At 73.0% G+C, this 25187-nt stretch carries 22 protein-coding genes; 12 read left to right on the top strand and 10 right to left on the bottom strand.

Going from position 1 to position 25187, the window contains the following annotated elements; all coding sequences use genetic code 11:
* The first annotated feature begins 300 nt into the window (after positions 1-300).
* Positions 301-1014, top strand: coding sequence for a ferritin-like fold-containing protein (locus ACFQSB_RS26950; protein ID WP_380829725.1), 714 nt, complete (start codon positions 301-303; stop codon positions 1012-1014).
* A 356-nt stretch (positions 1015-1370) separates the two neighbouring features.
* On the opposite strand, the gene ACFQSB_RS26945 is transcribed toward ACFQSB_RS26950, so the two are convergent.
* From ACFQSB_RS26945 to ligD, 4 genes are all read right to left on the bottom strand, one after another.
* Entirely contained in the window at positions 1371-1601 is a 231-nt protein-coding gene (locus tag ACFQSB_RS26945; RefSeq protein WP_354840466.1) for a DUF3107 domain-containing protein, read from the bottom strand.
* Between the two features lie 138 nt (positions 1602-1739).
* A complete protein-coding gene (locus ACFQSB_RS26940) occupies positions 1740-2360 on the bottom strand; it encodes a TetR/AcrR family transcriptional regulator (RefSeq protein WP_214412694.1) in 621 nt (206 codons plus the stop codon).
* A gap of 111 nt (positions 2361-2471) precedes the next feature.
* A complete protein-coding gene (locus ACFQSB_RS26935) occupies positions 2472-2705 on the bottom strand; it encodes a hypothetical protein (RefSeq protein WP_354840469.1) in 234 nt (77 codons plus the stop codon).
* A 63-nt stretch (positions 2706-2768) separates the two neighbouring features.
* Complete coding sequence (gene ligD, locus ACFQSB_RS26930; RefSeq protein WP_380829724.1) at positions 2769-3677, bottom strand: non-homologous end-joining DNA ligase; 909 nt, start codon at positions 3675-3677, stop codon at positions 2769-2771.
* Positions 3678-3854: 177 nt separating this feature from the next.
* On the opposite strand from ligD, the gene ku reads away from it, so the two are divergent.
* Entirely contained in the window at positions 3855-4772 is a 918-nt protein-coding gene (ku, locus tag ACFQSB_RS26925; RefSeq protein WP_380829722.1) for a non-homologous end joining protein Ku, read from the top strand.
* A 246-nt stretch (positions 4773-5018) separates the two neighbouring features.
* On the opposite strand, the gene ACFQSB_RS26920 is transcribed toward ku, so the two are convergent.
* Entirely contained in the window at positions 5019-5543 is a 525-nt protein-coding gene (locus tag ACFQSB_RS26920; RefSeq protein WP_380829721.1) for a hypothetical protein, read from the bottom strand.
* A 327-nt stretch (positions 5544-5870) separates the two neighbouring features.
* On the opposite strand from ACFQSB_RS26920, the gene ACFQSB_RS26915 reads away from it, so the two are divergent.
* Both ACFQSB_RS26915 and moeZ read left to right on the top strand, forming a co-directional pair.
* Entirely contained in the window at positions 5871-6782 is a 912-nt protein-coding gene (locus tag ACFQSB_RS26915) for an alpha/beta fold hydrolase (RefSeq protein ID WP_380829720.1), read from the top strand.
* Between the two features lie 166 nt (positions 6783-6948).
* A complete protein-coding gene (moeZ, locus tag ACFQSB_RS26910; protein WP_354840483.1) occupies positions 6949-8127 on the top strand; it encodes an adenylyltransferase/sulfurtransferase MoeZ in 1179 nt (392 codons plus the stop codon).
* A 91-nt stretch (positions 8128-8218) separates the two neighbouring features.
* Here the strand turns inward: moeZ and ACFQSB_RS26905 are convergent, their stop codons facing one another.
* Positions 8219-8524 carry a winged helix-turn-helix domain-containing protein gene (locus tag ACFQSB_RS26905; RefSeq protein ID WP_380829719.1) on the bottom strand — a complete coding sequence of 102 codons (306 nt, stop codon included), beginning with the start codon at positions 8522-8524 and terminating at the stop codon, positions 8219-8221.
* Positions 8524-9138 carry a hypothetical protein gene (locus ACFQSB_RS26900; RefSeq protein ID WP_380829718.1) on the bottom strand — a complete coding sequence of 205 codons (615 nt, stop codon included), beginning with the start codon at positions 9136-9138 and terminating at the stop codon, positions 8524-8526. The genes ACFQSB_RS26905 and ACFQSB_RS26900 overlap by 1 nt, the downstream gene beginning before the upstream one ends.
* 125 nt (positions 9139-9263) lie before the next feature.
* Here ACFQSB_RS26900 and ACFQSB_RS26895 point away from each other — a divergent pair, with 125 nt between their 5' ends.
* The 8 genes from ACFQSB_RS26895 to ACFQSB_RS26860 all read left to right on the top strand — a co-directional run bounded on the left by ACFQSB_RS26895 (position 9264) and on the right by ACFQSB_RS26860 (position 20380).
* The gene (locus ACFQSB_RS26895) at positions 9264-9983 is read left to right on the top strand and encodes a hypothetical protein (protein WP_354840491.1); all 720 of its coding nucleotides are present in this window, start codon (positions 9264-9266) and stop codon (positions 9981-9983) included.
* A 140-nt stretch (positions 9984-10123) separates the two neighbouring features.
* The gene (locus tag ACFQSB_RS26890) at positions 10124-11419 is read left to right on the top strand and encodes a S8 family serine peptidase (RefSeq protein WP_380829717.1); all 1296 of its coding nucleotides are present in this window, start codon (positions 10124-10126) and stop codon (positions 11417-11419) included.
* Positions 11409-12353, top strand: coding sequence for a hypothetical protein (locus tag ACFQSB_RS26885; RefSeq protein ID WP_380829716.1), 945 nt, complete (start codon positions 11409-11411; stop codon positions 12351-12353). Before ACFQSB_RS26890 ends, ACFQSB_RS26885 begins: the two co-directional genes overlap by 11 nt.
* Positions 12347-13525, top strand: a complete 1179-nt coding sequence (locus ACFQSB_RS26880) for a S8 family serine peptidase (protein WP_380829714.1) — start codon at positions 12347-12349, stop codon at positions 13523-13525. The genes ACFQSB_RS26885 and ACFQSB_RS26880 overlap by 7 nt, the downstream gene beginning before the upstream one ends.
* Before the next feature lie 124 nt (positions 13526-13649).
* Positions 13650-14024 carry a hypothetical protein gene (locus ACFQSB_RS26875; protein ID WP_380829712.1) on the top strand — a complete coding sequence of 125 codons (375 nt, stop codon included), beginning with the start codon at positions 13650-13652 and terminating at the stop codon, positions 14022-14024.
* Positions 14012-14326, top strand: coding sequence for an MGMT family protein (locus tag ACFQSB_RS26870; RefSeq protein WP_380829711.1), 315 nt, complete (start codon positions 14012-14014; stop codon positions 14324-14326). The genes ACFQSB_RS26875 and ACFQSB_RS26870 overlap by 13 nt, the downstream gene beginning before the upstream one ends.
* A 71-nt stretch (positions 14327-14397) precedes the next feature.
* Entirely contained in the window at positions 14398-17376 is a 2979-nt protein-coding gene (locus tag ACFQSB_RS26865) for a CDP-glycerol glycerophosphotransferase family protein (protein WP_380829710.1), read from the top strand.
* Positions 17377-17548: 172 nt separating this feature from the next.
* Complete coding sequence (locus ACFQSB_RS26860) at positions 17549-20380, top strand: ATP-binding protein (protein ID WP_380829709.1); 2832 nt, start codon at positions 17549-17551, stop codon at positions 20378-20380.
* Between the two features lie 77 nt (positions 20381-20457).
* On the opposite strand, the gene ACFQSB_RS26855 is transcribed toward ACFQSB_RS26860, so the two are convergent.
* The 3 genes from ACFQSB_RS26855 to ACFQSB_RS26845 all read right to left on the bottom strand — a co-directional run.
* Positions 20458-22713 carry a M4 family metallopeptidase gene (locus ACFQSB_RS26855; RefSeq protein ID WP_380829708.1) on the bottom strand — a complete coding sequence of 752 codons (2256 nt, stop codon included), beginning with the start codon at positions 22711-22713 and terminating at the stop codon, positions 20458-20460.
* A 501-nt stretch (positions 22714-23214) separates the two neighbouring features.
* Positions 23215-24189, bottom strand: a complete 975-nt coding sequence (locus tag ACFQSB_RS26850) for a glutathione S-transferase family protein (RefSeq protein ID WP_380829707.1) — start codon at positions 24187-24189, stop codon at positions 23215-23217.
* The coding region (locus tag ACFQSB_RS26845; RefSeq protein ID WP_380829706.1) for a DMT family transporter at positions 24186-25187 on the bottom strand (1002 nt) is incomplete at its 5' end. The genes ACFQSB_RS26850 and ACFQSB_RS26845, both read right to left, overlap by 4 nt.

Here is a 25187-nt window from a genome sequence, read left to right as displayed (position 1 = left end):
GGAAAAGCCAACCCTCATCTCGTCTCGGCGACCGCCCGCGGCGTAACGCGCGTGGGGGCTATCAGGCGATGATCTCCCTGACGACATACTGCGGTCGCACTCTTACAGAGCAGTGTACTCGATACCACAAGAGTGAGCCGATTTCTTGGTGTTCGACATCGCGAACGGCCGTGTCTTCAGGGGTTTCTCCCGCCTCGAGGCCATCCCCTGCCCCCCAGAACGGGCTCCGCGGACAAGGTTCGCGGCCGGGGCGCACGGGCGGGGGCCCACGGGCCGGGGCGGGACTCGTACCCTGCATCCATGAGTGATTCCCCTGCCGGTGTGGTCGATCTGCTCGGCGTCCTCGCCTACGCCGAGCTGACCGCGTTCCTCAGGCTCGCCGAGGACGCCGCCACTCTCGCCCCCACGCTGACCGACCGCGCCGAGCTCAGCGATCTCGCCGCCGCCGAATACGCCAACTTCCGGCTCCTGCGCGATCGGCTGTCCTCGCTCGGCGTGGACCCCGAGGGCGCCATGGCGCCGTTCGTGGCGGCGCTGGACGACTGGCACGCGCAGACCAGGCCGGGCGACTGGCTGGAGGCGCTGGTGAAGGCGTACGTCGGCACCGGCATCGCGGCCGACTTCTACCGCGAGGCGGCCCGGCACGTGGACAAGGAGACCCGCGAGATCGTCGACGAGGCGCTGGCGGAGGAGGTTCGCTCGCAGTTCGTGGTGGAGCGGGTGCGCGCGGCCCTGGCGGACAACCCCAAGCTGGGCGGCAGGCTCGCGCTGTGGGCGCGGCGCATGGTCGGCGAGGCGCTCAGCCAGGCCCACCGGGTGGCCGCGGCGCGCCCCGACCTGGCCCTGCTGCTGGTCTCGGCCATCGCGCAGGCCCAGGACGACGCCTCCTCCGAGGCCGCCGGCGGACGGGCCGAAGCGGTGACCGACCTGGTGGAGATCGGGCGGTTGTTCGCCCGGCTCACCGAGGAGCACGGCCGGCGCATGTCGGCACTCGGCCTCGTCCCGGGGCCCTGAACGCGGAGTTTCGGACTTCTGGCGGAACAGGTGCCGTGATCGAGGGGCGCGAATGCCCCGAGCGGTTGTAGCGTGCGAACATGAGGGCCTCGCGCCGCTACGGCAGTTTCCTGATGAGATGTGGACCGAACCGCTGGACATCCCGGCCGGTGTTGCGAAGGGGGAGCGCCGGCTGCCCGGCGGTCAGTCACAAGCGGGACGAGGTGCGGCCCGCACGCCGTCCCTGTGGTTGCTCGCTCCAGTCGCGAGAAGAGTGCGCGGGCGTGTAGAGCCCGCGACGGTCGTCGCCGGGGGCCTCAGCGCGGGCCCCCGCTTCACCGCCCGCGCCCCGGGGGACGCGCCCCCGAAGCGGACGGTCAGACGGTGCCGCCGAACCCGACAGGACGCGTCTCGTCGCCGCCGATCTCGACGAAGCCGAGCGCGGACACCGGGACGACGATGCGCTTGCCCTTGACGTCGGTGAGGGAGAAGACCCCTCGATCGGCCGCCAGGGCGTTGCGCAGTTCCTGCTCCACGTCTTCGACGGACATCTCGGTCTCGACGATGATCTCTCGGTGCACGGAGCGCACGCCTATCTTGACTTCCATCGGGCTGCCTTTCGACGTCGGCGGGGAAGATGTGCTGGTGCCATCGTTACTCTTCGACGGGCGGGCGACCGGCGTTGATCGCGTCAAGCGAACAGCCGGAGGCCGTTGATCGCCGCAGGCGAACAGCGGGACGAGGGCTCAGGTGGTGCGGGGGAAGCCGCCGATGCCCCGCCAGGCAAGGCGGGCCATGAGCTGCGTCGCGACGTCCTTGGGGATGGAGCCGTGGCTGGCGAGCCAGTAGCGGGCGCTCACCTCGGCCATGCCGACCAGGCCGACGCCGAGCAGGTGGGCCTCGTCGCTGGAGCAGCCGGTGTCCTCCTGGATCACCTGGCTGATCATCTCGGCGCTCTCGCGCAGCGAGCGCTCCATGCGCTGGCGCACCGGCGCGACGTTGCGCAGGTCGGACTCGAAGACCAGGCGGAAGGCCTCACCCTGGCTGGAGACGAAGTCGAAGAACGCCCCGATGGCGGCCTGGACGCGCTGCTTGTTGTCGGTCGTGGAGGCCAGCGCCTCGCGGCAGCGGTTGGCCATGTCGTCGACGTGCAGGTCGAGCAGGGCCAGGTAGAGCTCGAGCTTGCCCGGGAAGTGCTGGTAGAGCACCGGCTTGCTGACGCCGGCCCGCTCGGCGATCTCGTCCATCGCGGCCGCGTGGTAGCCGTTCTCCACGAAGACCTCCTGCGCCGCGTTCAGCAACTGGCGGCGACGGGCCATCCGGGGCAGCCGGGTGCCCCGGGGCTTGGCGTCCGGGGTAGCGGTCACGGGTCTCTCCTTGAGGACGGTTCACCCGCCGCGCGGCCGCTGGCGGCGCGGCGGTCGGTGCTGATCATGGTTCCGGTGCGAGGTTGACATCCTACGCGCGGGTAATCGGGATCAGCGATAGTCGTCGTCGTCCAGGTCCACGACGCGCTCCTGGTCGGCGGCGTCGGCCGGGTCGGCGTCGTAGGGGATCTCGAGCGGCCACTCGCGCCGTTCGCCGCGAATGATGAGGTGCTGCTCGATGGCGTCGGCCTCGGGGACCTCGGTCCGCAGTTCCTCGGCGACGTCGTCGAGGGGCTCCAGCGCGTCCAGCGGGACCTCGCGGCCGCTCAGGTCCATCTCCGACATCTTCCGTCCCTCCGTAGGCGGTGAGCGCTCGGTTCGCGCGCTCCATACCCCGATGCGTCCAGACTACGGCCCCTCCCCGGCCTGACTTCGCTCCGGCGGCGTCATGAGGTCGCCGAGTCGTGCGACGCGGTCGAGGACGTCCTCGGCGGTGAAGACCAGATCGCCCGGACGGGCGCAGCCGGCGACCTCCTCCCAGGTGATCGGCGTGGAGGCGGTGGGGACGGGGTTGGCGCGCAGCGAGTAGGGGGTGACGGTGGTCTTGGCCGGATTGTTCTGGCTCCAGTCGATGAAGACCTTGCCGGGGCGGAGCTTCCTGGCCATCTGGCTGACGATCTCCTCCGGGCTCTGCTTCTCCAGCCGCTGGGCGAGGGCCTTGGCGTACCCGGACGGGTCGTCCTCGCGGCCGGTCCACGGCACGTACACCTGCATGCCCTTGTTGCCGCTGGTCTTGGGGCACCCCGTGAGGCCGTCCTCGGCCAGCGCCTCGCGCAGCCGCAGCGCGACCCGGCAGCACTCGACGATCGTCGCTGGGGCGCCCGGGTCGAGGTCGAAGACCATGGTGTCCGGCGGCAGCGCGCGGCCCTCCTCGTCCACCCGCCACATCGGGGTGTGGAACTCCAGCGCGGCCAGGCCGGCGAAGTAGACCAGCGTGGGCAGGTCGTCGACGATCGCGTACTCGATGGTGTCGCGGTCCTTGGTGCTGCCCGGGGCGGGCAGGCGGGCCGTGCGCACCCACGCCGGCGTGTGCGCGGGGCGGTTCTTCTCGAAGAAGAACTGGCCGTCCACGCCGCCGGGGTAGCGCTTGACGGTGAGCGGGCGCCCGCTGAGGTGGGCGAGCATCGCGGGCGCGACCCGGCTGTAGTAGTCGATCACCTCTGCCTTGGTGAACCCCGCCTCGGGATACAGCACTTTGCCCAGGTTCGTCAGGGTCAGTTCCCGTTGATCGACCTTGACCCGGACCTTGTCCGCCACACGCACCACTTCCCCTGAGGTTTCTTTTCCCGTGCTCTCGTCCATCACCGTTCGAGCAGATAGTGGCTTGACCGGATACGGCATTCCACACTGGGTATCTGCCCATTTGGATACTGCTTTGCGCCCTTGCCGCTAGCGAACATGAGTTCGATAGTGGGGCTGAGGTGAGGAGAGGTCATGCGTAGCATCTGGAAGGGTGCCATCTCGTTCGGTCTTGTCACGATTCCCGTGAAGCTGTACTCGGCCACCGAGCAGAAGGACGTGTCGTTCCACCAGGTGCACCGCGAGGACGCCGGCCGCATCCGGTACAAGCGGGTGTGTTCGGTGGACGGCGAGGAGGTCCCGTACTCCGAGATCGCCAAGGGCTACGAACTGGCCGGCGGCGAGATCGTGGTGCTCACCGACGAGGACTTCGCCGACCTGCCGCTCAGCACCTCGCGCCGCATCGACGTGCTGCAGTTCACCCCGGCCGAGCAGCTCGACCCGATCTTGTTCAACAAGTCGTACTACCTGGAGCCCGAGTCCGCGGGCGTGAAGCCGTACGTCCTGCTGCGGGACGCCCTCGAACGGACGGGGCAGGTGGCGATCGTGAAGGTCGCGCTGCGCCAGCGCGAGTCGCTGGCCGCCCTGCGCATCCGCGAGGGGGTGTTCGTGCTGGAGACGATGCTCTGGCCCGACGAGGTCCGCGAGCCCGGCTTCGAGTTCGTGGACGAGGACGTCGAGGTCCGCCCGCAGGAGCTGCAGATGGCCGAGTCGCTGATCGAGACCATGGCCGGGGAGTTCGACCCCACCGAGTACCACGACGCCTACCGCGAGGCGCTCCAGCAGGTCATCGAGGCCAAGGTCGCGGGCAAGGAGCTCGTGCGGCCTGAGGCGGCCGAGCAGGCCGGCCCGGCGGTGGACCTGATGGCCGCGCTGCGCGCCAGCGTCGACGCGGCCAAGCGCGAGCGCGAGGGCGGGCGCGAGAAGGCCCCGGCGGACAAGAGGAAGCCGGCCGCGAAGGCCACCGCCGGCCAGGCTGAGGAGAAATCGGAAAAGGCGGAGAAGGACACCAAGAAGCAGGCGCCGAAGCGTCGCGCCCGCAAGTCCGCCTGACGGCCGCCGTTTCCGCCGTGCGTCATCCACGGCGGGGACGGCGGGCACCGGGCAGGGGGTGTGCCGGGGCTTTTCCCGAAATGGACGGAATCAAGCCTGAATGGTGGTGTCGTCGAAACGCCTGCGGTCACCGCGCGCGGGGAAGGCCCCGGAGCGGAATCGCTCCGGGGCCTTCCATTAGGTGCTAAGCGGCCCGTCGTGCCTCCGGGTGGGCTCGCCACCCGGAGGGCCGCCTAGGATCTCGGATCAACGGTCGCCGTGCTCGCCGTGGTGGTGCTTCTTGCCGTGCCAGTGGTGCTCGGGCTTCCAGTGACGGCGGTCGTCGCGGAACCAGTTGTTGTGCCCGCCGCCGTGGCTGTTGTGGCCGATGATGGCGCGGAAGAAGCGCGCCTCGACGACCTTGAAGAAGCAGTTGCGGTGGCCGCCCCCGCGGCTGTGGTGGTGACGACGGTGCTTGCTGAAGCCCTTGCCGCCCCAGTCGCCGTCGCCGTCGTCGTCCCCGTAGCCGCCCCAGCCGCCGTGGTGGCCGCCGTGGCCGCCCTGGCCGCCCCCGTGGTGGCACTGGCCGCCGCCGAAGCCGCCGCCGCCGCCGCCGAAGCCGCCGCCGAAGCCGCCGTCGAAGCCGCCGAAGTCGTCGCCCCAGCCGAAGTTGGTGGTGACGGCCGCGGACGCGGACGCGCTCGTGGCCGTGGTCGCGCCGAGGCCGACGACGCCACCGGTGAGTGCAGCGGTGACGGTCAGCATGGCCGCGTATTTCTTGACGTCGGGCATTGCGTTTTCCCCCTTGACGCATCGGGTTGCCCAGCGGATGCATTTACTGGATTAGGAAGTAAATGCCGGATGACTCGTTATGAGTCTTCCCACATGTCTAGTTTTCCGGGCGACCCATACGACAAACGGTGATCGCTGCCTTTTGGCAGCTACTTAACCTGCCCTTATATCTTTCAGATCGTTATTTCCCGATTTGTCCGATATTTCCCGCGATCTTGTACCCTCTCCCCCCACCCCTCAGGACCCCAGCCCCGGCCCGCAGGGGCCCCGGCAGCCCTGGACGGGGGTTATCGTCGAAACCGAGGGTGAACGCGAGGGGGAAAGACGGTGGACGAACCGATACCGCACTGGCCAGGAGAGCTGATCGACCTCGGCGACCTGGCCGTCTATGTGCGCTCGACGCCCGAGGGGCCGCCCGAGAAGGCCGTGTTCGTGCACGGGCTGGCGGGTTCGGCCACCAACTGGACCGACCTGATGGGCGAGCTGCGGGACGAGGTCAGAGGTTACGCCCTGGACCTGCCCGGAGCGGGCTACTCGCCCGAGCATCCCGGCGGCGACTACTCCGTGGCGGCGCACGCCGCGGCGGTGACGTCGCTGATCGAGCGGCTCGGCGGCCCGGTCCACCTGCTCGGCAACTCCATGGGCGGCGCCGTCTCGGTGCGGGTCGCGGCCACCCGGCCCGACCTGGTGCGCACGCTCACCCTCGTCTCACCCGCGCTGCCCGACCTGCTGCCCCGCTACGGTCCCGCCCGCGTCGCGATGTCGGCCACCCCGCGCATCGGTGAATGGGCGATGACCCGGCTGCGGGCGCTGCCGGCCGAACGGCGCATCCGCGCGACCATGGAGATGTGCTACGCCGACACCGGCCGGGTCCATCCCGACCGGCTGGAGGACGCCGTGGCCGAACTGCTCCGACGCGACGAGCTGCCCTATGCCGGAACGGCCCTGGTCGGCTCCGCCCGCGCCCTGGTCGGCGAGTACTTCCGCCGGGGCGAGGAGAACCTGTGGCGGCTGGCCGGGCAGGTCACGGCGCCCACGCTGGTCGTCCACGGCCGGCACGACCGCCTCGTGCACCCGCGGATGGCCGCGCGCGCCGGCCGCACGTTCCCCGACGTGCGCCTGGTGCTGCTGCCGCACGCGGCGCACGTCGCACAGATGGAGTGTCCCGGCCTCGTGGCCCGCCACGTGCGCCTCCTGCTGCAGGACGGCGCCCGACGGCCGCTGGCGAGGACGGGGTGAAATATCCGCAGAAAGCCCAGAAGTCGAGGGATACGGCCTTCGTCGGATAAGATCGCCGATTCGGGAATGCGGGGGCGACCGGGTTAGGTTGTGACAGACGGCGGGGCGCGTAGCCTGACGGGCGAGCCGCCAATTAGTGAATCCCCTGAAACGGGAGCGTAGAACTGTGTCGTTGCCACCGCTGGTAGAGCCGGCCGACGAGCTGACCGTTGACGAGGTGCGCCGCTACTCTCGCCACCTGATCATCCCCGACGTCGGGATGGCCGGGCAGAAGCGGCTGAAGAACGCCAAGGTGCTGTGTGTGGGCGCCGGCGGCCTCGGTTCCCCGGCCTTGATGTACCTCGCCGCGGCCGGTATCGGCACGCTCGGCGTCGTCGACTTCGATGTCGTTGATGAGTCAAACCTTCAGCGGCAGATCATCCACGGCCAGTCGGACGTCGGCCGGCTGAAGGCCGAGAGCGCCGCGGCGAGCGTGCGCGAGATCAACCCCCTGGTCAACGTCGTCATCCACAACGTCGCCCTCACGACCGACAACGTGATGGACATCTTCGCCGCCTACGACCTCATCGTGGACGGCACCGACAACTTCGCCACCCGCTACATGGTCAACGACGCGGCCGTGTTGCTGGGCAAGCCCTACATCTGGGGCTCGATCTACCGCTTCGACGGCCAGGCGAGCGTCTTCTGGGCCGAGTACGGGCCCTGCTACCGCTGCCTGTACCCCGAGCCGCCCCCTCCAGGCATGGTCCCCTCGTGCGCCGAGGGCGGCGTGCTCGGCGTCCTGTGCGCCTCCATCGGCTCCATCCAGGTCAACGAGGCCATCAAGGTGCTGACCGGCATCGGCGAGCCGCTGGTCGGCCGTCTGATGATCTACGACGCGCTGGAGATGAAGTACCGGGACGTCAAGGTCCGCAAGGACCCCGAGTGCCCGCTGTGCGGCAAGAACCCGACGATCACCGAGCTGATCGACTACGAGGCGTTCTGCGGCACGATCTCCGACGAGGCGGCGCAGGCCGCGACGGGCTCGACGATCACCGCCCAGGAGCTCAAGGACATGATGGACCGCGGCGACGACATCTTCGTCGTGGACGTCCGCGAGCAGAACGAGTACGAGATCGTCAACATCCCCGGCGCCGTGCTGATCCCCAAGGGCGAGTTCCTGCGGGGCACGGCTCTTGAGCGGCTGCCGCAGGACAGGAAGATCGTCCTGCACTGCAAGTCGGGCGCCCGCTCCGCCGAGGCGCTGGCGGTCGTCAAGAGCGCCGGCTTCTCCGACGCCGTCCACGTGGGCGGCGGCGTGCTGAGCTGGATCAAGACGGTGGACCCCTCGCTGCCCACCTACTGACGCGACCTCGAACGCGACCCGCCCTCCCCAGCGGAGGGCGGGTCGCGTCATTTCAAGATTCGGGTGTTTCCGGATGAGGCCGGGTGCGGGGTCATCCGTCGGTGAGGGAGAGGCCGGAGCGGGCGACGATGTCGCGGAGGGCGGCGACGTGGGAGGTGTAGGCCCGGCGGCCCTCCGGGGTGAGCCGCAGCCAGGTGCGGGGACGCTTGCCGACGTGGCCCTTGCGGATCGCTACATACCCGGCCGACTCCAGCGCGGCGGCGTGCTTGGACATCACCGAGTCGCTGACCTCGACCTCGTCGCGGACGAAGGCGAACTCGGCCTCCTCCACCGCCGCGAGCAGCGACATGACGCGCAGCCGCACGGGGGCGTGGATCACCGGGTTCAGTTCGGTCATCAGCCGGCCTCGACGGTGGCCGCGATGCGCCGGGTGATCCACCGGCCGACGAGCGGGCCGGTGACCGCCATGAACGCCGTCATCGCCAGGCCCGCGTAGGTGCGGGCGTAGGGCACCCCGGCCCCCGACAGGGGCAGGGCTACCGCCAGGCACACGCCGACGCAGACCGCCACCCAGGCCATGAACCAGAGCAGGATCGAGCCGGTGACCAGGCTGCGGTGGGGCCGCTGCCGCTCGAAGAGCACCAGCGCGCCCACCGACCCCGTGAGCGCGAGCGTCAGGACGACGATGCCCGCCGCGGTCGCCGCGCCCGGGGTGCCGGGTTCGGTGAGGAACTGCATGCCGGTGACGAAGAGGGCGACGCCGGTGGTGTACCAGGCGGGGAACCAGGGCCGGGACCTGATCATCCGGGCCTGCGACTCGCGGATCTCGCGCAGGGTGCGCGCGGCCTCCTCGGGCGAGATGTCTGACGCGGGCCCCGAAGGGGTGTGTGCAGCACCCCTTGGGGTGGTGTGCGACGCGTGCTCGGAAAGGGTGTGCGCGGCGTCCTGCGGGGTGGCGTGGGCGGGGTCTCGGGGGGTGACGCGGGGGGCGTCTTCGGGGGTGGCGTCCATGTCGGCTCCTCACTTTCCACTTAGGAAAGTACTTTCCACTTTCCATAGCGTCAAGTACTTTCCAATGGGGTTTATGCGGATGGAACGCCGGATGTCCGCTTGTCCGGGGCGTTAAGGTCGGGCAGGTGAGTGTCCTGCGTACGTGGCCGTCCCTGGTGGTGGCGTCAGCGCTCACTCTCGTCTGCGCGGTGGCCGCCGCCGTGTCCGCCGGAGCCGCGGGCACCGAGTTGACCCGCGGCCCGAGCGCCGCCGAGGTCCATCGGGCGTCGGCCGAGGAGACCGCGCGCCGCTGGCAGGTGTGGCCCGCGGGCAGGATCTTCCCCGCGGCCCTGCCGTACGTCGCCGAGCAGGGCGGGCAGGAGTACGCCCGCAGGGTCGGCATCTCCTCCCGCACCGACTGCTCGGCCGCGGTGGACGCCGCGCTCCGCGCGGCGCTGAAGGCCGCCCGCTGCCGGGCCGTGCTCCGGGCGACCTACCTGGACGCCCTCCAGGGCGTGGTCGTGACCGTGGGCGTCGCGGCCTTCCCCGACCAGGACTCCGCGCTCAGGGCCCGCGCCGCGTTCCCGCCGGGCGGCGTGCCCTCGCCCGGGCTGCGCGCCCTGACCTTCCCGCAGACCGTCGCCGACCGCTTCACGGCCGCCGCCCGCCAGGCGTCCTCGCTGGCGCAGGCGGGCCCGTACCTGGTGGTCACCACGGCGGGCCAGGTCGACGGCAGGCCGGCCCGGTCGGTCGGGCACCAGCGCTCCACGATCTTCGCCTTCGCCTCCGACCTGGCCGAGCGGGTGCTGACCGCGCTTTCCACCCCGGCGCGGCCCGACTGCGCCGGCAAGGACTGGCAGTGCTGACCACGACGCCCGTCCGCGCCGGGCGGTCGCGAGAAGCGGCGCGAGGGCCGGTGCGAGGAGCGGCGCTAAGGCCGTCGCGAGAACCGTCGCGAGGATCGGCGTGGCGACCGCGCGCGACGCTGCTCCTCGCCGGGGCCGTGATGCTGGCCCTGGCCGTGCTCGCGCCCGCGTTCGTCCTGGCCGCCGCGCCCGCCCGCGCCGACCAGGTGCGCGGCAGCCAGCGACAGGTGCTGCGCACCCTGGACGTGGCGCACGCCTGGCGGCTGACCCGGGGTGCCGGCGTCCTGGTCGCGGTCCTGGACTCGGGGGTCGACCCCCGGCACCACGACCTGGTGGGCTCGGTGGTCACCGGTCCCGACCTCACCCGGGGCGCCAACCCGCGCGGCACCCCGCCCCGCCGCCTGCACGGCACGTACATGGCCTCGCTGATCGCCGGGCACGGGCACGGGCCGGGACGCTCCGACGGGGTGATCGGGGTGGCGCCCGCCGCCCGCGTGCTGTCGGTCCGGGTGATCCTGGAGGACGACGAGCCGGGCTTCCACGCCTTCAACTCCCAGGCGCGGTTCGAGAACGTCGTCGCGCGCGGCATCCGGTACGCCGTCGACAAGGGCGCGCGGGTCATCAACATGTCGATCTCGAAGGACCGGCCCACCCGGCAGGAGCGGGCGGCGATCCGGTACGCGGTCTCCAAGGGCGTGGTGCTGGTGGCCGCCGCGGGCAACGACGGCGCGGGCCGCCGCGACGGGCCGTACTCCTACCCGGCGTCGCTGCCCGGGGTGATCTCGGTCGGCGCCGCCGACCACGGGCTGCACAAGGCGTCGTTCTCCAACCGCAACTCGCTGGTGCAGGTGGCGGCGCCCGGCGTCGACGTCTTCGGTGCCGGGCCCGGCGACCAATACTGGGTCGGGCGGGGCACCTCGCAGGCCACGGCGCTGGTGTCCGGCGTCGCCGCGCTGATCAAGGCCAGGTATCCGCGGATGTCCCCGGCGCTGGTCGCCCAGGCGCTCACCACCGGGGTCACGCGCAGGCCCGCCCGCGGGTACGACCCGGGCGTGGGCTTCGGCGTCGTGAACGCCGCCCGCGCGCTCGCCGAGGCGGCGAGGCTGGCGCGCCACCGCCACACCGCCTCGGGGCCCGGCGCCCAGGACGCCGACCTGCCCATGTCCGCCGGGCTCGGCGCCGGGCCCGCGCCGCTGCCGCCGGTGCGTGTGGTGCGCCGCGACACGGGCATGATCACTCTGTACGGCGGGATCGCCCTGGCCGCGACCGCGGGCACGGGGGTGAGCCTGGCGGCGGTGGTGGTGCTCCTGCGGCGCGGCGGGCGCGGCAGGCGGGCGAGGGCCGCCAGAGGCGCGAGGCGGACACCAAGCAATGTGAGGGAGGCGAGGGGGCCGGTGGCGGCGGGCGCCGACGTAGCATCGAAGTATGTCGCCTGAGGAGCCACGGGCGCGGCCGGTGACGCCCTGGCCCGCGCGTGCCGGTGGCGCGCGCGGCGCGCCCCGGCTCCCCACGGGCGGTCTCCGCCCGCGCTCGGGGCCCTTCCGGTCCGAGGCCGGCCCGGCCGGCGGGGGAGCGCGGTCGTGGAGCGGCTCGCGTGCCCGCGCGGCGGGCCTGCGGGCGGCGCGAGACCGCGAGGAGCTCGAGCGCGGCATCCGGTTTCGCTCCCTGTTCTTGCTGATCATGGGCACGATCCTGGCCATCGCCGCGATCAACGTGCTGCTCGGCTCGGTCGGGGTGCTGCAGGAGACGCGTTCCCGGCCGCTGACGGTCGCCGAGCGCGCCCGCTACGCCGAGCAGGACGTCGCGCGGCGCTGGCAGGCGTGGCGGGCCGACGCCGTCTTCCCGGCCCAGGTCGAGTACCTCGGGCTCTCCCGGGTCCGCCAGTTCGCCCGCCGCGTGGGCATCGCTCCCGAGGCGCGGTGCCCCTCCGTGGTCGACGCCCCCGTCGCCTCGGTGCTGCGCGAGCACGGTTGCCGCACCATGCTGCGCGCGACCTACGTCGACCAGACCTCGACCTTCGTGGTGACCGTGGGGGTGGCCGTGCTGGCCGATGAGGAGAAGAGGGTGGACACCGCCGCCGACCTTCCCGTGGACGACCGCGTCGGCGTCCGGCCGGTGGCCTTCCCCGGCACGGCCACCGACCGGTTCGGGGCCGCGCAGCGCCAGCGCACCGGCTGGACCGGCGCGGGCCCGTACATCGTCTTCTCCACCGCCGGGTACGCCGACGGCCGCACCCGCGCCGCCGTGCCGCCCGAGGAGATCACCCACAGCGAGCTGTGGCCGACGGCCCAGTCGATCGCCGGGCACATCGCCCGCGGTCTCGCCGCGCCTCCCGACATCCCCCGGTGCACGCAGGGGAACGTGTGTTGAGGGCGGCTGGCGCGCTCGGCGCGGCGCTCGCGCTCGCCGGGCTGCTCGCCGGGCCCGCGGCGGGGCAGGACGTGCGCGACCGGCAGCGGTGGGTGCTCGACGCGATCAACGCCGAGCAGGCGTGGAAGACCAGCCGCGGCGCGGGCGTGACCGTCGCCGTGATCGACAGCATCGTCGACGTCAGGACCCCGGTCCTGAAGGACAAGGTCACCGTCGCGCCCGACATGCGGTCGAGCATCTTCGACGACGAGACCATCTCCTCCGGCCCGCACGGCACCGCGATGGCCTCGCTCATCGCCGGTTCGGGGCGCGACGGCGGGCTCATCGGCGTGGCGCCCGAGGCGCGCATCCTGTCGGTCCCGGTGATCGACGAGGGCGAGCCCGAGGACAACCTGATCGCGCCCGACGACGGCCTCGGGCTGCCGGCCGAGAGCCCGCTGTCGCGGGCGGTGCGGTACGCCACCGACCACGGGGTCCAGGTCATCAGCATGTCGCTGGGCGAGTACGCCGCCCAGCGCGCCGACCGCGAGGCGGTCGCGTACGCGCTGGCGCGCGGGGTGGTGCTGGTGGCGGCCGTGGGCAACGACGGCGACACGCAGGCGGCGCAGAAGCGCGGCACCTCCTTCTGGAGCTTCCCGGCGGGCTACGCCGGGGTGATCGGCGTCGGCGCCGTCGACCGCCGCGGCCGGCCGGCCGCGTTCAGCAGCGACAACCTCTCGGTGCTGGTCGGCGCGCCCGGCGTCGGCGTCCCGGCGGCGGTCCCGGGCGGCGGCTACGTGGAGGTGGAGGGGAGCAGCGCCGCCACGGCCCTGGTGGCCGGGGTGGCCGCCCTGATCAAGGCGAGATACCCGAGCCTCACCCCCGACCTGGTCTCCCGGGCGGTCTCCTCCTCCACCAAGGGGGGGCCGCGCGGCGGCTATGACGACAAGGCCGGGTTCGGCGTCGTCGACGCCGCCGCCGCGCTCGCCCGCGCGGGCGAGCTCGTCGGCTACCGCGGCTCGGTGGCGGTGCGCAAGGGCCTGCACTTCGGCGGCGGCACGACCGCCCCGGCCCCCACCCCGCCGGGGGCCGACCCCGTGCGGCTGTGGGTCTACGGCGCCGGCATCCTGCTCGGCCTGGTCGGGTTCGGCGGAGCCGTCGTCGTGCTCACCCGGCGGGCCGAACGGCAATGATCACATACGGGCCGCGAACAGGGCGCTGTTTGGCGGAGGTTCGGTGGCATTTCGGATGCGTTCTGACCGTTGTGGCCCTTTTCCATACCGGTGAGCGGTCAAGATTCGCTAGGGTTCCCATCTCGTGGGATACGAGTTGCGCGTACAACGCCTATCGCCGCTCGCCTACGCCGAGCTCACCGAGGTGACGGCGTCGGCGGACGCCGGCCTGGAGCTGCGGGGAACGCCGGAGTCCGGCCAGATCTTCGCCCGCCACGGCGAGACCGAGCACGTCGTCGCCCTATGGCAGGGGCGCCTGTACCTGGAGCCGACCTCCGACTGGCAGGTCGCCCAGCTCGCCCGCCTGGCCGAGATGCTGGGCGGCAGCCTGGTCGGCGAGGACGGCGAGGCGTACGGCATCCGTGAGGGCATCGTCGAGCAGGTCAACGGGGAGGCGACCTACGAGTTCGGCAAGCTGGAGGAGATCATCTCCCTCGGGCCCGCCCAGTGGAGCACGTGACCGGAGACCCGCCCCCCTTCGCCGAGCGGGTGCTCGACCTGGTCGAGCGCATCCCGCCGGGCAAGGTCATGTCCTACGGTGACGTCGCCGAGTACCTCGGCGAGGGCGGGCCGCGGCAGGTCGGCCGGGTGATGTCCACCTGGGGCGGCGGTGTCCCCTGGTGGCGCGTCGTCCGCGCGGACGGCCATCCGGTGCGGGGGCACGAGAACCGGTGCCTGTCCCGCTGGCGCGAGGAGGGCACGCCGATGAGGGGGGAAAGAGCAGATATGCGCCACGCCCGGTGGCAGGGAGATCATCAGTGATTTCTCAGTAACTCGCATTACCATTCCAGAAACGCCCCTCGCGGTGAGACTGGAAAGGCGGTGCCTCCCCGATGGCCACCGGTGCCACGCCCGCGCGGAACGGTGACATCGTCGCCGACCGGCTGCGGGCCGCCCAGGACCTCCATGACAGGGGAGATCCGCTCGACGCCGTGATCGCGGCGGTCGACCCCGCGGGGCTGACCCGCGCCCAGCGCCGCAGGCTGCACTACGAGGCGCTCAACGGGCCGCTCGGCCTGCGCCTCGAGACGGCCGCCCGCCGGGACGCCACCCGCCTGCGCCAGGCCATCGACCTGCTGCGCGACTATCTGTCCGGCGTCGACGCCTCGGTCAAGCGGCGCCTGCCGGTCGCCCGCCGGCTCGCCTACCACCTCATCGAGCACCGCGACCCGCGCGAGCTCGCCGAGGGCGACGAGCTCGCGGGGCTGGTCGCGGCGACCGCCGAGCCGTCCAAGCGGGTGCGGCGGGGGCTGGCCTGGTACGCCGACCTGCCGGTCATCGCGCCGCGGCCGCTGTTCCGGCTGCGCAGGTCCGACCTGGTCCCGCTGACCGAGGTCGCCGACGTCTCCTGGCACGAGGGGCGGCTGCGGGTCACCGGGCACGCCTATCTGGTGGGGCTGTCGGTGCGCAGCCGGCGCCTCAACCGCGCCACCGTGGTGCTGCGCGGCCCGCGCTGGGTGCCGCCCATCACGGCCCGCACCCGTCGCGCCTACCGGCCGCAGGCCACGCACGACGCCGCCGAGCCCGGGTGCAACTACGACTGGGCCGGCTTCGTCGCCGAGGTCCGCCCGTGGTCGCTGCGCTGGCGCGCGGCCCTCCGCGCCGCCGTCCACGGCGCCCAGCGCATGCTGCGCGGCCGTCCGGCGGTCCCCGACACCACGACCTGGTGGGCTGACATCGTCATCTGGAGCCGGGGCGCCCGGGCCACCGGCGCCCTGCGCGGCCCGGTCATGGGCCGCACCGAACGGCCCGCGGGCCTGCGGGTCCGTCCCGGGTGGTGGGTGCGGCCGGCGTGGACCTCCGACCGGGTGTTCCAGGTGGTGCTGCAGCCGACGCGCGCCGAGCTGACGGGCGTGACCCACGAGGGCGACCAGGTCGAGCTGACCGGTTTCCTTCCCGGGGTCACGGCCACCAAGGGCCGGGCCCGTCTCGGCGGCCACCGCATGGCCGCCGACTTCACTCCGGTCGAGGGGGGCACGCGCTTCTCGGTCGCGCTGGCCGTGCCGGCGCTGATGAAGGAGCAGGACGCCCGCAGGCTGTGGGTGGAGCCGCGGGGCGATCCGGCCGCGCCGGTGATGATGGACGACGACGCCGAGACCCGCATCGGGGTCGGCCGCCGCGAGATCACCGTGCTGCGCGACCGCCGCGACCGCGCCGTCGTCGCGGCGCACCGCGTCTGGCCGGTCATCACCTCGGCCGGGTGGGGCGACGACGGGGTCCTCACCCTGGCGGGCACCTACCCCGACACCGAGCCCGGCCAGCGCGACCTGGTGCTGCGCCAGCGCGCGGGCCTGACCTACCGCGTGCCGCTGGCGCGTTCCGGGGCGGGTTTCTCCGTGCGCGTGCCGCCGGGCGCGCTGCCGCGTTTCGGCGGCACGGTGGCGCTGGGGTCGGGCACCTGGAGCCTGTCGGTCGCGGGCGGCAAGGGCACCACCGCGCCGCTGCGCGTCGACCACCGCCTGCTCGACACCCTGGACGAGGGCGTCCACATCGTCGACGGCCGCGAGTACCGCCTGGTGGCGACGCGTTTCGACGTGCCCGTCCTGGTCGCCGCCGAGCGCCGTCCCGACGACGAGAAGGGCGCGGGCGGCCTGTGGGCGCTGCGCCGGGTGCACTACCCCGCCGAGCGGCGCCGTGAGCTGCGCGACGCGACGGTGTACCTCTCCTTCGACGGCCGGTCCTACTCCGACAACGCCCGGGCGGTGTACGAGGAGCGGTTGCGCCGCGGCGACGACCGCGAGCACATCTGGGTGGTCAAGGACGGCGCGTTCGTCCCGCCGGACTCCGCCGCGCTCGGCCTCGGCCCGGGCATCGCGCCGACCATCGTGCGCGAGGGCAGCCGCGAGCACTACACCGCGCTGGCCCGGTCGCGGCACATCATCACCAACACGCTGCTGCCCCAGTGGTTCCGGGCCCGCGAGGACCAGATCTGCGTGCAGACCTGGCACGGCACGCCGCTCAAGCGCGTCGGCGGCGACCAGCGCCACATGTCCCGCGAACCCCGGCCGGCCGCCTGGTACCGCCAGGCCGCCGAGGTCGCGAACTGGGACCTTCTGGTCACCCAGAGTCCGTGGGCGTCGGAGGTGCTGCGCCGGGCCTTCGGGTACGGCGGGGAGATCCTTTCCTCCGGCCTGCCGCGCAACGACGTGCTGTCCTCGCCCGAGCGGGCGGAGCTGGCGGCGGCCGTGCGGCGCGGCCTGGGCATCCCGGCGGGCAGGCGGGTGGTGCTGTACGCGCCCACGTGGCGCGACCACGACCGCAGGAACTCCTCGGTGCGCCTCGATCTGGCCGAGGCCCGGCGGGTGCTCGGCCGCGACCACGTGCTGCTGGTGCGGGGCCACATGATGCAGGCGCCGCCGGTGGGCGCCGGGCTGGTGGTGCCGGGGCCGGCTTCGCTGGTCCGGCCGGGGCCGGTCAGCCGGGAGTACCCCTTCGCCCTCGACGTCACCACTTATCCCGATATCGCCGACCTGCTGCTGATCGCGGACGTGCTGATCACCGACTACTCCTCGGTCATGTTCGACTTCGCCGCCACCGGCCGCCCGATGATCTTCTTCGGCTACGACTTGGAGCGTTACCGCAACTCCCGCGGCCTCTATCTCGACCTGCGCACCCAGGCCCCTGGGCCGCTGCTGAGCGAGAGCGGCGACGTCATCGAGGCCGTGCGCCTGATCGACGCCCTCTCCGGCGACTTCACCGACCGCTACGACGAGTTCGTCCGCACCTACGCCCCCCGCGACGACGGCAAGGCCACCACCCGTCTCGTCGACCACACCTTCACGGCGGACCCCCACCACACCCCCGCCCGCTGACGCCGCCGACGCCGCGCGGGGGCGCGCCGCGCGGCACCGGGGGAACATGAGCCCCCCTTGTGCCGCTTGACCGCATCCGCAACAAGCCTGTTACGCCCAAGGGTTGACCTTGACCGACGGTACGTGGATAACTGACCCGGGGGGTCATGCAACCCGTACCTTGGAGCAGTGGATGAGCGGCGTGCCCGCGCCCGCACTGGTAGGCCGCGCCTCCGAGTTGCGGGCTCTGATCGACGCGATGACCCGCCCGCCGGCCGTGGTCCTCGTCGAGGGCGAGGCCGGCATCGGCAAGACGCGTCTGGTCCGCGCCGCGCTCGGCCGTCTGGCCTCGGGCGACCGGGTCGTCCTGCTCGGCCACTGCCACCAGATCCGCGAGCCCTTCCCCTACGGCCCGGTGTTCGAGGCGCTGCGCGACATCGCCGGCCGGCTCCCCGAGGCCGGGGCGCTCAACCCGGTGACCGGCGCCCTGCGCGGTTACCTGCCCGAGCTGTCCGGCGCGCTGCCGCCGTCCCCGCCCCCGCTCGAGGATCCCCGGGCCGAGCGGCACCGGGTGTTCCGCGCCATCCGCGCCCTGCTGGCCGCCGTCGCGCCCGCCGTCCTGGTCATCGAGGACCTCCACTGGGCCGACGACGGCACCCGCGATCTGCTGCGCTTCCTGGCCGACCAGCCGCCCGCCGGGGTCGCCCTCGTGGCCACCTACCGGCGCGAGGACCAGGGCGCGGGCCGCTCGCCCCTCGGCCGCGCCTACCGCCACCAGCCCGACACCACCAGCGTCGTGGTGCCGCTCGCCCCGCTGGACGTCTCGGACGTGGCGAGCCTGGCCGGGGCGCTGCTCGACAGGTCCGACCTGTCGTCCCGGTTCGTCGAGCGGCTGCATGAGCGCACGGCCGGAATCCCGTTCGTCGTGGAGGAGGTCGTGCGGTCCCTGCCCGGCGCGCTGGACCCGGACGCGCTCGACCGCGCCGCCGTGCCGCTGCTGCTGCGCGAGGCCATGGCCGACCGCATGGCCGGGCTGTCGGCGGCGGCCGTCGGCGCGGTGCAGGCGGCGGCGCTGCTGCGGCTCCCCGCGGGCGAGCAGTTGCTCACGGCCGTCGGCGGCACCTCGGCCGGGCTCGGCGAGGCGCTGCGGGCCGGGGTCCTGCACGAGCACGCGGGCGGCCGGTACGGCTTCCGCCACGCGCTGGCCCAGCAGGCGGTGTACGACGCGATCCCCGGTCCGGAGCGCAGGTCCGGGCACGAACGGGCGATGGGCGCGCTGCTGGCGATGGACTCCCCGCCCATGGTGCAGCTGGCCTTCCACGCGCGGCACGCCGGCGACACCGAGGCGTGGCTGCGCCACGGCACCGCCGCCGCCCAGCAGGCCGCCGCCCTCGGCGACACCGCCGTGGCGGTCGAGGTCATCGAGGGCATGCTGGACGACCCCGGCCTGCCCGCGCCCGAACGCGGCCCGCTCGCCCTGATGCTCGGCCGCTTCGCGGCGACCGGCCTGTCCCACCAGCGGGTGGTGCGGCTGCTGCGCCACGTGCTGAGAGACGACTTCCTGTCCCGCGACCTGCGCGCCGAGGCCCGGCTGAGCCTCGGGGTCGTGCTGTCCAACCAGGCCGGCGACACCGCGGCGGGCCGCCCCGAGATCATGGCGGCCTGCGCCGAGCTGAGCCACCGGCCGACCCTGGCCGCCCGCGGCTGGGCCAGCCTGGCCATGCCGGGGTGGGGCGTCGAGCCGCTGGCCAAGCACCAGGAGTGGATGGAGCGTGCCGAGGCGCTCGTGGCGACCGCCGACGACCCCGAGCTGACCGCGGCCGTCCTGGCCAACCGGGCCTCCCTGGAGATGATTATCGGCTCGCCCCGCGCCTTCGCCGTGGCGGCGACGCTGCCCTCCGGCGACCCGTCGACGGCGGTCCGGCGCGAGGCCGCCCGCGCGTACTGCAACTTGCACGACTCGGCGACGACGCTCGGCCACTACGCCGCCGCCGAGAGGTTCGGCCGGGAGGGGCGGCGGCTGGCCGCGGAGACCGGCGCGAAGTACCCCGCCTACCTGCTGGACGTCTCGACCATCCGCAGAGAGTGGCTGACCGGCCGCTGGGAGGGCCTGCGCGACCGCGCGGCCGCCCTCGGGGAGCTGGCGACCGAGACGCCGCTCATCGTGGTGGACCTGTGGCTGGTGCTGGGCTGGCTCGCCGTGGCCACCGGAGAGTGGGACGAGGCCACCAAGCACTTCCACAGCGCCGGCCTCGACGCGCCCGAGGCGCGGTACGTCCCCATCGTGCTGGCCGCCGCCGGCGGGATGATCGAGCTGCACCTGGCCCGCGGCGCGCTCGACCGCGCGGTCACCGAGGCCGAACGGGCGGTGGGCCTGCTGCGCCGCAAGGGGGTCTGGGTGTGGGGCGCCGGCCTGGTGCCCTCGGCCGTCGCGGCCATGGTCTGGGGCGGGCGGACGGGACGGGCCGCCGACCTGGTCGCCGAGTACGCCCGCGGCATCGCCGGGCGCATCGCGCCCAACGCCGACGCCGCGCTGGAGGTGGCACGCGGCGCCCTGGCCGCCGCCGAACGCCGGCACGCCGACGCCGCCGCCCGCTACGCGCAGGCCCGCGAGGCCTACACGGCCATGCCGCAGCCGTACGCGGCGGCGCGGGCCGGCGAGGGGGAGGCGAGGGCCAGGCTCGCCCTCGGCGACGGCGGCGCCGCAGCGGCCTTCACCGAACTGGCCGAGCGGTACGGCGAGATGGGCGCCACCCACGACGCCGCCCGGTGCCGGCGCGTGCTGCGCGACATCGGCGTGGAGATCCACCTTCCCCGTCCGCGCGCCAACCGGCCGCTGCGCAACGGCGCCGGCGCGCTGTCGCAGCGCGAGCGGGAGGTGGCCCGGCTGGTCGCGCTCGGCCGCACCAACCGGGAGATCGCGGACGTGCTGTTCCTGTCCAGGCGCACGGTCGAGAGCCACGTCGCCACCGTGCTGCGCAAGCTCGGCGTCCGATCCAGGACCGAGGTCACCCTGCCCGTCTGACCGAGATGTCCAGGCCGCCGGGCACGCGGAAGCCCCCGGGACCAGGTGCGATCCCGGGGGCCTGGAAGTGCGCCGGCCTAGACGGTGATGGTCCAGCTGTCCAGGTAGCCGGTGTCGAGGAGGTAGTTGTCGCTGACCTCCAGCGCCCACTGGCCCGCCGCCACCTGGCTCACGGCGACCGAGTAGGTGCGGGTGCCGAAGGACGCGCAGCTTCCGCTGCCGCTGGACTTCAGCGTGTAGTAGGTTCCGCTCGGCCCGCGCAGCCGGATGCCCAGGTCGTACGCGCAGGGGTGGTTGATGGTCACGCTGACCTGCACCGGGGAGACCGCGTTCCCGCTGGCGGTCGAGGTGACCGGACTGGTGACGGTGGACCCGTCGTTGATGGTGTAGTCGGTGCCGTTGGTGAACGTGCGGGTGCCGGAGGTGCCCGTCACGGTCAGCGAGTACACCGCGGTGTGGGTGGCGCCCGTCCCGGTTCCGGTGATCGTCACGCTGTAGGTTCCGGCCGGGGTCGAGCTACTGGTGGAGATGGTCAGCGTGGACGACGAGCCCGAGGTGACCGAGGACGGGCTGAAGCTCGCGCTCGCGCCGGAGGGCAGGCCGGACGCCGACAGCGCGACCGTCTGCGCGCTGCCCGCGGTGGTCGCCGTGGCGACCGTCGAGGTGGCCGACGAGCCCGGGGCCACCGAACCCGCGGTCGGGCTCAGCGTCAGCGAGAAGTCGTTGCTGGAGCTGGGGGTGCAGGACGGCTCACCGGACTGCGCGGGCACGTTGATCGAGTTCCACGCCGCCTTGGTGGTCGCGCACTCCGTGCTCGTCGCGCCGTACAGCTCCACGGCCGCCGCGAGGGAGGCCGAGCGGATGTTGGCGTACCGCCAGCTCGACGTCTTGCGCTGCAGGGCGCCCATGTAGATCTTGCCGGCCTTCTGGATGCCGAGACCGGTCACCGAGGAGGGGCCGCTGGAGCAGATCGGGCTGTTCGGCTTGCCGCCGCCCGGCGCGGAGCCCTCGGCCAGCAGGTAGAACCAGTGGTTGAGCGGGCCGGCCGCCGAGTGCACCTCGGTGCTCGGGATCGAGGACGACCAGCAGTTGGGGTCGCCGGCGAGCGACGGGTTGTACATGTACCTGATCGGCCCGTCCCCGACGAGGTCGACCTCCTCGCCGACCTGGTAGTCCGGCGGGTCGTTGGGGTTGTTGGCGTAGGCCTCGGTGAGCGAGCCGAAGATGTCGCCGGTGGACTCGTTGATGCCGCCGTTCTCGTTGCCCGAGCCGGCGCCGCCGGGGGTGGTCTGGAAGATCGCGTGGCCGAACTCGTGGGACACCACGTCGATCGGCGTGGCCTGGCGGGCGCCGTCCTGCGAGTGCCCGAAGTTGGTGTAGCTGCCGTTCCAGTAGGCGTTGACGTCGTTCAGGCCCACGCGGGTCGGGAAGCCGCCGCCGCTGCCGTTGATGCCGTTGCGGCCGAGCCACGAGCCCAGCATGTCCCACTCGCGCTGGACGCCGTACAGGGCGTCGACGCAGGCGGTCTCCAGGTTCGTCCCCGAGCCGTTGCCCCAGGCGTCGTCGGTGCCGGTGTACGCCGAGCCGTTCTGCCCGCCGCAGCGCAGGCCACTGCGGGTGGAGTCGGTCATCGAGTACGAGCTGCCCGAGCCGCTGGTGTTGATCGTGACGCTGCCGTAGTAGTAGCCGGTGCCTGTACCCGCGCGCACGTCGTCGTAGGAGTCGGCGATCTCGCCTGTGGCGGCGTCGACGAAGACATGCTGGATGCTCGGCTTGCCGGCGGCGATGCCGGCGACCGTCGCCTCCCACGTCAGGCGCGGCTTCTTGCCCCAGGCGAGCATCACCAGGCGTGGGGCGGCGCTGTCGTCCACCCGCTCCAGCTTGGTCTTGGCGGTCGCGGTGGCGCTCTCCGCGCTCACCGCAGGCGTGGTCGACAGGCCGGTGGGCATGGCGGCGGAGGCGGCCGCGGTGTCGCGCACCCGTCCCGAGGAGTCGGCGATCACGACCGCGTCGCCGCCGACCACCGGAAGGCCCTTGTAGGAGCGCTCGTAGGCGACGGAGTAGACGCCGCCCGCGCCGGCGGTCACGTTGGTGCGCTTGTATACCTCGTTCAGGCTCAGCCGGAGGTCGTCGAGGCCGCTGGCCACGGCCTGGTCAGCGGCGGCCGCGGCGCGCTGCGACGGGTCCGCGGCGGCGCGCTCGGCCGCGGCGACGGAGGAGTTGACCTCTTTCTTGGCCCCGGGCGAGGGCTTGGCGCCCGCGGGGGTGGCGGGTGCCACAACGGCGACCGTGGCCACGCAGGCCACGGCGGCCAGTAGAGCTCTGCGCCTCATGCGCGTTCTTCCTTTCTCTGCCTCCCACCTGCGCCGGTCGCCGGTCGGGCGGGCACGGCCGTCGCACCGCAGGGGGGTAGCCCGGCGGCATGACAGGTGGGATTGGGGGGTGATGAGAGAAATGAATGGCGAGCCCGGCGGACGGAGCGGTATGGGCGGGGGGTCTGGCCGCGCCATCCGCCGGAGAACATCTCCCATGGCGGGAGCGACGGCTACGGCGGGAGGGGCGGGAATGTCACGTCAGGGCGCTCCTGTTCTCGCGTCCCGGGCCGGGAGCGAACCGGCCCGCGCCCGAGACGCTAGGTGCGCGCGTGAGGCTTGAACATCCGTAGGTACATCCGTACATGTACGGAAAAATGCTCTGAAGTGGCTCTTATCCGGGTGGAGAGCATGCGGAAACAGCGCGCGGGAACAGCGTGCGGGAACAGCGCGCTACTCTTCGGCCGGCTGATCGAGGGCCGGGCGGTCAGGAGCCGGGCGGTCGGGGGACGGGTCGCTCGGTCAGCCGCGGCCGTGCGGGGCGGTCCAGTCGGTCAGCGGACCGGCCGGGACGATGCGGGACGGGTTGATCTGAGGGTGGGTCTGGTAGTAGTGCCGCTTGATGTGGTCGAAGTCGGTCGTCCCGCCGAAGGCCGGGCGCTGGTAGAGATCGCGGGCGTACGCCCACAGGTTCGGGTAGTCGACCAGGCGGCGCAGGTTGGCCTTGAAGTGGGTGACGTACACCGCGTCGAAGCGCGCCAGCGTCACCCACAGCCGCACGTCCGCCTCGGTCAGCCGGTCGCCGAACAGGTACCGGCCGGAGGCGAGGCGCTCCTCCAGCTCGTCCAGGGTCGCGAACAGGGCCTGGACCGCCTCGTCGTAGGGCTGCTGGCCGGTGGCGAAGCCGCAGCGGTACACCCCGTTGTTGACGGTGGCGTACACCCGGTCGTTCAGCTCGTCGATCTGCGGCCGCAGGTCGGCGGGGTAGAGGTCGACGGAGGCGTCGGCCCACCGCTCGAACTGCGTGCCGAGGTCGATCGAGATGTCGGGGAAGTTGTTGCTGACGATGCGCCCGCTCTGGCGGTCCCACAGCACGGGGACCGACACGTGCCCGTCGTACCCCGGATCGCTCGCCTCGTACGCCTCGCGCAGCAGGGTGAAGCCGTTGACCGGGTCGGCCGTGTGGCCGGGGCCCTCGCGGAACGCCCAGCCGCGCCCGTCGCGGACCGGGTCCACGACCGACATCGACACGACGTCCTCCAGCCCCTTCAGCGCCCGTACGATGACCGACCGGTGCGCCCAGGGGCAGGCCAGCGACACGTAGAGGTGGTAGCGGCCTGGCTCGGCCGGGTACCCGCCGCCGTCGGCGCTCACGCGGTCGCGGAAGCTGTACGGCGGGCGGGTGAACGCGCCGGTCGCGCTGGTGGACTTCTTCAGGCCGTAGTCCCCATGGACGGTGAAGTCCACCGGGCTCGCCACGGCTGCCGTATCTGTCACCGAGGTGCTCCTTCCTGGCCGGCACAGGGCCTCCCGCTCAGGACTACACCATCGCCGCCCGGCTCGCGCGGCGGGGCCGCCTCCGGGCGGCGGCGCGGGCGCAGCCCGAACACCAGGCCGGCGACGACCAGCGCCGCGCCCGCGATCTCGGCGCCGTTGGGCCGGCCGGTGCCGAGGACGACGGTCCCGACGATGGCCCCGACCGGCAGGAACCCGGAGAACAGCCCCGCGCGCTCGGCCCCGAGGCGGGGCAGCGCGTCGTACCAGCAGAAGAACGCGAACGCGGTCACCACGACCGCCAGGTAGGCCAGCGCCGCCGCCTCGGCCGCCGTGGGAACGCGCAGCGCCGCCCGTCCGTCCACCGCCACGCCCGCCACCAGCAGCAGCGGCACCGCGGCGATCGTCGCGTACGCCGAGACGCGCACCGCGCCCAGGCGCGCCAGCAGGGGGACGGCGAGCAGCGAGAACCCCACCTCGCACGCGAGCACGCCCAGAGCCAGCACCACGCCGAGGGGCGTGCCGCCGCCGAGCCCGGTGGCCACCCCTGCGCCGCCCGCCACGATCGCGGCCGCCGCCACCAGGTGCGGGGTGGGCCGTCGCCGCTCCATGAGCGGCCCGGCGAGGGCGAGGACGACCGGCACGGTCGCGACGACCGTCCCCACGGTCGCGGGGTCGGCGTGCCGGGTGGACTCGATGACCAGGACGTTGAAGACGGCCAGCCCGACGACGGCCAGCAACGTGATCAGCCCCATCTCCCTGCCGGTCAGCCGCAGGTGGGACAGCCCACGCGCCCGCATGACCGCCAGCAGCACCAGCCCGCCCAGCGCGTAGCGCAGGGCCTGGCCGCCGTAGACGGGGTAGTGGTGCAACGCCGGGGACACCGCGGTCAGCGTCCCGACGCAGAACATCGCCGTCCCGGCGCCCGCCGCGCGGCGCGCCCGGCCCCACCGGCCGGCCGCCGCCCGCGCGCCCCCCAATCGGGTCGTAGCCCTGTCGTT

It is taken from the genome of Sphaerisporangium rhizosphaerae, assembly GCF_042665155.1.
Classification (GTDB): domain Bacteria; phylum Actinomycetota; class Actinomycetes; order Streptosporangiales; family Streptosporangiaceae; genus Sphaerisporangium; species Sphaerisporangium rhizosphaerae.
This window is presented reverse-complemented; position numbering and strand designations above follow the sequence as displayed.

Excerpts from the sequence above, each read along its gene's own strand:
- ACFQSB_RS26950 (WP_380829725.1), top strand. The coding sequence starts at position 301 with ATGAGTGATTCCCCTGCCGGTGTGGTCGATCTGCTCGGCGTCCTCGCC.
- ACFQSB_RS26855 (WP_380829708.1), bottom strand. The coding sequence starts at position 22,713 with ATGAGGCGCAGAGCTCTACTGGCCGCCGTGGCCTGCGTGGCCACGGTC.
- ACFQSB_RS26900 (WP_380829718.1), bottom strand. The coding sequence starts at position 9,138 with ATGGACGCCACCCCCGAAGACGCCCCCCGCGTCACCCCCCGAGACCCC.
- ACFQSB_RS26890 (WP_380829717.1), top strand. The coding sequence starts at position 10,124 with ATGCTGGCCCTGGCCGTGCTCGCGCCCGCGTTCGTCCTGGCCGCCGCG.
- ACFQSB_RS26885 (WP_380829716.1), top strand. The coding sequence starts at position 11,409 with ATGTCGCCTGAGGAGCCACGGGCGCGGCCGGTGACGCCCTGGCCCGCG.
- ACFQSB_RS26920 (WP_380829721.1), bottom strand. The coding sequence starts at position 5,543 with ATGCCCGACGTCAAGAAATACGCGGCCATGCTGACCGTCACCGCTGCA.
- ACFQSB_RS26860 (WP_380829709.1), top strand. The coding sequence starts at position 17,549 with ATGAGCGGCGTGCCCGCGCCCGCACTGGTAGGCCGCGCCTCCGAGTTG.
- ku (WP_380829722.1), top strand. The coding sequence starts at position 3,855 with ATGCGTAGCATCTGGAAGGGTGCCATCTCGTTCGGTCTTGTCACGATT.
- ACFQSB_RS26865 (WP_380829710.1), top strand. The coding sequence starts at position 14,398 with ATGGCCACCGGTGCCACGCCCGCGCGGAACGGTGACATCGTCGCCGAC.
- ACFQSB_RS26945 (WP_354840466.1), bottom strand. The coding sequence starts at position 1,601 with ATGGAAGTCAAGATAGGCGTGCGCTCCGTGCACCGAGAGATCATCGTC.
- ACFQSB_RS26905 (WP_380829719.1), bottom strand. The coding sequence starts at position 8,524 with ATGACCGAACTGAACCCGGTGATCCACGCCCCCGTGCGGCTGCGCGTC.
- ACFQSB_RS26935 (WP_354840469.1), bottom strand. The coding sequence starts at position 2,705 with ATGTCGGAGATGGACCTGAGCGGCCGCGAGGTCCCGCTGGACGCGCTG.